We start from the raw sequence: 5,402 nt of genomic DNA, 5'->3' as shown, positions 1-5,402 counted from the left end.
GTCATTTTCCGTCACGGTCACGCCGGTGCGCAGGTCAACCCCGCGCTCCATAAAATATTCCGGCGGATGCGACAGCACCCGGCCGAGTTTTTCCACCCTGCCCGAGAGGACATAGGAGAAGTTGCAGTTGGATACGGCGGGGGTATCTGTGGCCTCGAGGACGACGACCTCGGCGCGGGGATCCTCGCGCTTGGCTCGTGCGGCGGCGGAGAGCCCCGCGGCGTTCCCACCCACGACCAGAATCCGCCTACCCATCGTCGTCCTCGCGGTTGACGGTCTCGATGGCGAGGGCTCGCCCGGTCTTTTCATCGAAATCCACCACGCAGCCCCGGAGGGCGACCGGCCCCCCGGCCGGCTCGGCGCGGAAGGGCAAGGCATTCAAAAATCGCCCCACCACGCTCTCGGCCTTGACACCGATGACCCCCCCGGTGGGGCCGCACATCCCGGCGTCGGAGAGGTAGGCGGTCCCGCCCGGCAGGATGTGCCCGTCGGCGGTCTGGACGTGGGTGTGGGTGCCGATGACGGCGGTCACGCGCCCGTCGAGATACCGCCCCAGCGCCTCTTTCTCGCTGGTGGCCTCGGCGTGGAAGTCCACGAAAATGGCGTTCACGCCGGAATTATGCAGGGCCTCGATTTCCCGGTCGGCCGCGCGGAAGGGGCAGTCAATCTCGCGCATGAACACCCGTCCCTGGAGATTGATGACGCCGATTCCGGCGCGTCCGTCCGCCGGGGCGCGCACCGCGACGCCTTTCCCCGGCACCCCCGGCGGGTAGTTGGCCGGTCGCAGGAGGAACGGTTCGGTCTCCAGGAGCGCGTAGGCCTCGCGGTTGTCCCAGACGTGATTGCCCGAGGTGAAGACGTCAATTCCGAGCCCCTTGAGCTCGCTCAGGGGCCTGGCGCTGATACCGGCCCCGCCGGCGGCGTTCTCGACGTTGGCGATGACGAGGTCGGGGGAATATTCGGTGAGGACGGCGGGCAGGTGCGTTTTCAACGCCAGTCGTCCCGGCCGGCCCATGACGTCGCCGAGGAAGAGGATGCGGCTCATGGGGTTCCTCCGCGGGGTGCGGTACGATAACGGGACCCGTCGCCGGGTCCCGGGTCGGGTGCGTTCGGGGGTCGGGGGCTCAAACCGTCTCGATGGAGCGGTACTTCCGCTTGCCGTCCTCGTAGGCGCTGCGCCCGTGGGAATCCTGGGCCACGACCAGGGGGAAGTCCTTGACCTCGAGACGGCGGATGGCCTCGGGGCCGAGGTCCTCGTAAGCGATGACCTCGGCGGAGAGGATGGACTTGGAGATGAGCGCGGCGGCCCCGCCGATGGCGGCGAAGTAAACGGCTCCGTGCTTTTTCATCGCCTCGACAACGTTCTCCCCCCGCAGCCCCTTGCCGATCATCCCCCGCACCCCGGCCTTCAACAGCGGCGGGGTGTAGGAATCCATCCGGTAGGAGGTGGTCGGGCCGGCGGAGCCGATGGGGCGCGGCGGCTTGGCCGGAGCGGGCCCCACGTAGTAGATGACGGCGCCCTCGGGCGGGAAGGGCAGCTTCTCCCCCTTCTCCAATAGCTCGATCAGACGGGCGTGGGCGGCGTCCCGACCGGTGTAAACGATTCCGGAGAGCCGGACCCGGTCGCCGGCCTTAAGGCCGCGGGCCGTTTTTTCGGTCAGCGGGGTCGTCAGCTCGATCATGCCGTCGCTCATCACCCTCCGTTTAAGAATAATCGGCAGTGCGATTTTATACGTCCGCTCAAGTATCTTGCTCGATCTTGAGTTTATACTTAATGTGCTTATATGGGTCCTTTATTACATCGTCGAATTCATTCCCATGTAATCGCTTGGATTCAAAATCAATTTTAACATCCTTAAGGAACTTTTTAAAATCCGTGTTTTGCTCGCACAATTTGTTTATTGTTTCCCAATCTAGAAAATCTCTGCTGCGGGCAGGATAAAGAATGCTAGAACTGTCAATATCTTTCAGATCAAGGTGGATGATACCAATTCCAAATGAAGATGAAAGACGCTCCAATTCGGAAAGAAAGTCGTCGTCTTGTAGTATATCTGCCGCAACAAGATACCCTTCGTGTGCCCAAGATGAGTTAGAAACAGCTTGAAAGTATGATTCCCTGTAATTTACTTTTGTAAGGCTCTTTTTCAACTCAAAAGAGAATAAGCGAATGGAATTATTGTCTGACATCCGATTGAACTCAATTACTTCCGGCAGCCAGTCCTCGATTGGCAAGTAAAAACCTACTATATCGGGGTATATCCAGCTATTATATCCAGAACGCTTTGATTTCTCGTGATTTATAGTCTTGGTCAAGATTGATCGACCACGGTTGAAAGTTGTGTTAGCGTACACGAAGTAAGTTAAAAGTGGATGGAGATCGCGCTCTGAATATTCGGTGTTTTTCTCCTTCTTCTTTGTCTCTTCATTTTCAATATCCTTAACGATATCCTGGTTGAGATCGGCGGCTCTATTATTCAAAAAAAACCGTGCTGGTCGTTTGCCCACCTTGATGAAAAGAGAGTCTTTATTATCTCGTACGTCTACGTATAGTTGCGCGCCAAGGCTCTGCCATGGTGTTTTACCGGTCGTCTTGATTTTATTGACGAGACCTTTATCCTTCCCAATCTGCCAAATTTCTTGGAAGGTCAGAGGTTTCGAAGATACTTTTAATACATCTTCAGCCAGATCAAGAAAAGAGTAAGCGGCCATCAGTTTCTCCAATCAGGCTTCCACGCTTCGCATCTTTGGGTGAGCTTAGCACAGCGGGCTCTTCGCCGTCAAAGGGGTCACCGGCCTTGCCGGGCGGGAGTCGCGTTGCTACAATCAAGCCCGGAACCGCTTCGGGGCCCGGGGGATGGCGAACTTCACCGAGACATTCACACTCTTCCACGGGGCTCTCAGGCTCCGCCAGCCGGGCGCCGGTCCGCGGACCAGCGTGGACGCCGTTCTTCTGGCGGATTTCCTCGCTCCCGGCGACGGGCCCCTCGCCGAGCTCGGTCTGGGCAACGGGGCTGCGTCTCTGGCCGCCCTGTACCTGGGGAAATCCCCCGCGGCCTGGGGGATTGAAATCCAGCGCGAACTGGCCAGCCTCGCCGAGCTGAACGCGCGGATGGGTGGTTTTCCGCTCACGGTTCAAACGGGCGACCTGCGCCGCCGGCAGGAACTTGGCGAACCGGGCCGCTTCGACCGCGTCATCGCCAACCCGCCCTACCGCGCCCACTCCGACGGCCGACGGAGCCCGGATGCGACCCGGGATGCCGCCCGCCGGGAGGTTTACTCTGGCCTGGGCGACTTCTTGGACGCGGCGCGACTGCTCCTCGCCGACGGTGGCGCGCTTACGCTGATTTACACGGCCCGACGGCTGGCCGAGCTCGTGGCGGAGCTACGGTCGAGGCGGCTGGAACCGAAGCGGATGCGCCTGGTCCACCCCGGGCCGGACCGACCGGCGCGGCTCGTCCTCCTGGAAGCGACGAAGGGGGGCGGAGTAGATCTGGACGTCCTTTCACCCCTTCTCACCCACGGGGCCGACGGTGAGTACACCGATGAGATGGCTGAAATACTTGCCGGGCGTACTGCTCGCCCTTAGCCTGGCCTGTTCCCCGCCCGAGGGGCTGAAGGGGCTGATCGGGCGGTTTCCGGCGCCGGGGCCGGTGGAGTACCTCGCGGCCGGCTTGCCCGAGCGCGCGCATGAATTGGTGGCGGATTTACCAAAAAATTCGCCCGAGTGCGTGTACGCCGAGGCCCAGCTGGCCCTCTCCGACAACGACCCGACCCGGGCGGACTCGCTCCTCGCCGGCCTGGACTCCGCCGCGGCGCGTCTGCAACGGGTCCGCCTAGCCGTCTCCGGCAAGGTGCGCCTCACTCCGGACAACGCCCCACCGCCGGGGGAGGACCCCGTCTTGGAACTCGGCTACGGCATCGCGCTTTTAGCGGAAGGCTTTTCCGACGAGGGGCTGGCGCGGCTGGAAACGGTCGGAGATGGCGCCCTGGGATCCGTCGCTTCCCTGGTGCGCGCCGGGGAGCTCGACGGCTACGACGAGACCGAATTGCGCCGGTCGGCCCTGGAGAAGGCCTGGCGCCTGGCGACCCCCGCGTTGCGCCCCCTCGTTTTTCCGCAATACCTCGCCGCTTGCCGAGAGGCCGGCGGCGGATTGGGGCTCGCCAACGAGCTGGAGCGCATGCGGGGCGAGGTGGAGGTCGGCTCGCCGCCCTGGATGGATCTGACCGTGTGGCTCATCCAGGCCCGCCAGCTTCTGGATTCTCGCGACGCGGCCTGGGAGCTGGCCCTCTACGCCCCTAGGGAGGCCTTCGCCTTCCTCGGCGACCTGAAGCGCTGCCCCGCCGAAGAGCTGCCCCGCCTGGCGGCCCTGGCGCTCGAGGTGGGGAACACGGGGCTCGCGGCGAGGGCGATTGACGGGCTCACCCTCTCGCCGGCGGTCTACCTCCTCAAGGGGGAGTACGAGCACGCCATCGGCCGTCCGCGCCAGGCGCTGGCCCAGTACGCCGAGCTGTTCGACGACCCGTCTTATTCCGGCCTGGCGCGCCTCTACTCCGGTGTGACCGAACTGAGCCGGGACCGGCGCGAGGCCGCGGAAGAGCAGTGGTCCCGAGTGACCGAGACGACGGTCCCGCCGGAGTTGGCCGGAACGTACCTCGAACGTGACGCGGGCGAGGCCGTGGCCAAGGCTTGTTTCTACCGGGCCAACCTGCGGCGCACGTCCGACCCTTACGAGGCCGCCCGGTTGTACGCCGACGCGCTGGCCGGGGGGCTCTCCGGCAAGGAGCGGGCGCGCGCCGCCTGGCGGTTGGCCACCATCCGCGCGAAGGATGGCGAGTGGGCCCAGGCGGCGGAGGCCTTCGCCCAGACCGGGGACGACTCCGAATACAGTTACCATGTGGAGTACTGGCGGCCGAGGATGGAGGAACTGGCGGGAAACGGTTCCGTGCCGCCGGCTTACAACTGGGCCTATCCCTTCTACGAGCTTCCAATCCGCGGCGTCGAGTGGTGGCTCGCGCCCGAACCGGAGGGATTAGCCCCCCGAGGCGGCCTCGCCGACCTTTTGTATTCCCGACCCGGGGACGAGGAGCTGGACCTGCTTCTGGCGCTCGCGAGCGCGGCCGACGACGCGCTCTTCAACGCCTACGCCGGAGTTCTGGCCCGTTACCGCAGCGACGATTCCGAGGCCGAAGCGTGGCTGGCCTTGGCCTGCGCCCGGCGCGGCTACGAGGTGGGCGACTACGACGTCCGTCCCGAAATCGAGTACGCCTCCCGCGCCCTGGTCGGTGACGAGCCCGGAGGTCTGTGGGTCCTCTCCCTCGCATACCCGCTTACGTACCTCGAGGACGCCGAAAAGGCGGGGGAGGTCTTCGGGGTTGACCCGCTGCTCCTTCTGGCTTTGGCC

6 protein-coding genes are annotated in these 5,402 nt (G+C 63.7%); 2 read left to right on the top strand and 4 right to left on the bottom strand.

Annotated elements, in window-relative coordinates:
* From NTW26_00920 to NTW26_00905, 4 genes are all read right to left on the bottom strand, one after another.
* On the bottom strand, positions 1 to 255 hold a 255-nt coding region (locus tag NTW26_00920; protein MCX7020836.1), incomplete at its 3' end, for an NAD(P)-binding protein.
* Positions 248 to 1,045 (bottom strand): TIGR00282 family metallophosphoesterase, encoded by a 798-nt coding sequence (locus NTW26_00915; GenBank protein ID MCX7020835.1) that lies wholly within the window; start codon positions 1,043 to 1,045, stop codon positions 248 to 250. The genes NTW26_00920 and NTW26_00915, both read right to left, overlap by 8 nt.
* Before the next feature lie 79 nt (positions 1,046 to 1,124).
* The gene (locus NTW26_00910) at positions 1,125 to 1,694 is read right to left on the bottom strand and encodes a Fe-S-containing hydro-lyase (protein ID MCX7020834.1); all 570 of its coding nucleotides are present in this window, start codon (positions 1,692 to 1,694) and stop codon (positions 1,125 to 1,127) included.
* 46 nt (positions 1,695 to 1,740) lie between these two features.
* Entirely contained in the window at positions 1,741 to 2,721 is a 981-nt protein-coding gene (locus NTW26_00905; protein MCX7020833.1) for an HTH domain-containing protein, read from the bottom strand.
* Positions 2,722 to 2,854: 133 nt separating this feature from the next.
* On the opposite strand from NTW26_00905, the gene NTW26_00900 reads away from it, so the two are divergent.
* Together NTW26_00900 and NTW26_00895 are read left to right on the top strand one after the other, a co-directional pair.
* Positions 2,855 to 3,586: an SAM-dependent methyltransferase gene (locus tag NTW26_00900; protein ID MCX7020832.1), complete on the top strand. Its 732-nt coding sequence runs from the start codon at positions 2,855 to 2,857 to the stop codon at positions 3,584 to 3,586.
* Positions 3,543 to 5,402: hypothetical protein (locus NTW26_00895; protein ID MCX7020831.1), on the top strand; the 1,860-nt coding region annotated here is incomplete at its 3' end. The genes NTW26_00900 and NTW26_00895, both read left to right, overlap by 44 nt.

It is taken from the genome of bacterium (assembly GCA_026398675.1).
Lineage (GTDB): Bacteria > RBG-13-66-14 > RBG-13-66-14 > RBG-13-66-14 > RBG-13-66-14 > RBG-13-66-14.
The sequence above is the reverse complement of the archived record's forward strand: the minus strand, read 5'-3'. Positions and strand labels throughout refer to the sequence as shown.

Excerpts from the sequence above, each read along its gene's own strand:
- NTW26_00900 (MCX7020832.1), top strand. The coding sequence starts at position 2,855 with ATGGCGAACTTCACCGAGACATTCACACTCTTCCACGGGGCTCTCAGG.
- NTW26_00910 (MCX7020834.1), bottom strand. The coding sequence starts at position 1,694 with ATGAGCGACGGCATGATCGAGCTGACGACCCCGCTGACCGAAAAAACG.
- NTW26_00915 (MCX7020835.1), bottom strand. The coding sequence starts at position 1,045 with ATGAGCCGCATCCTCTTCCTCGGCGACGTCATGGGCCGGCCGGGACGA.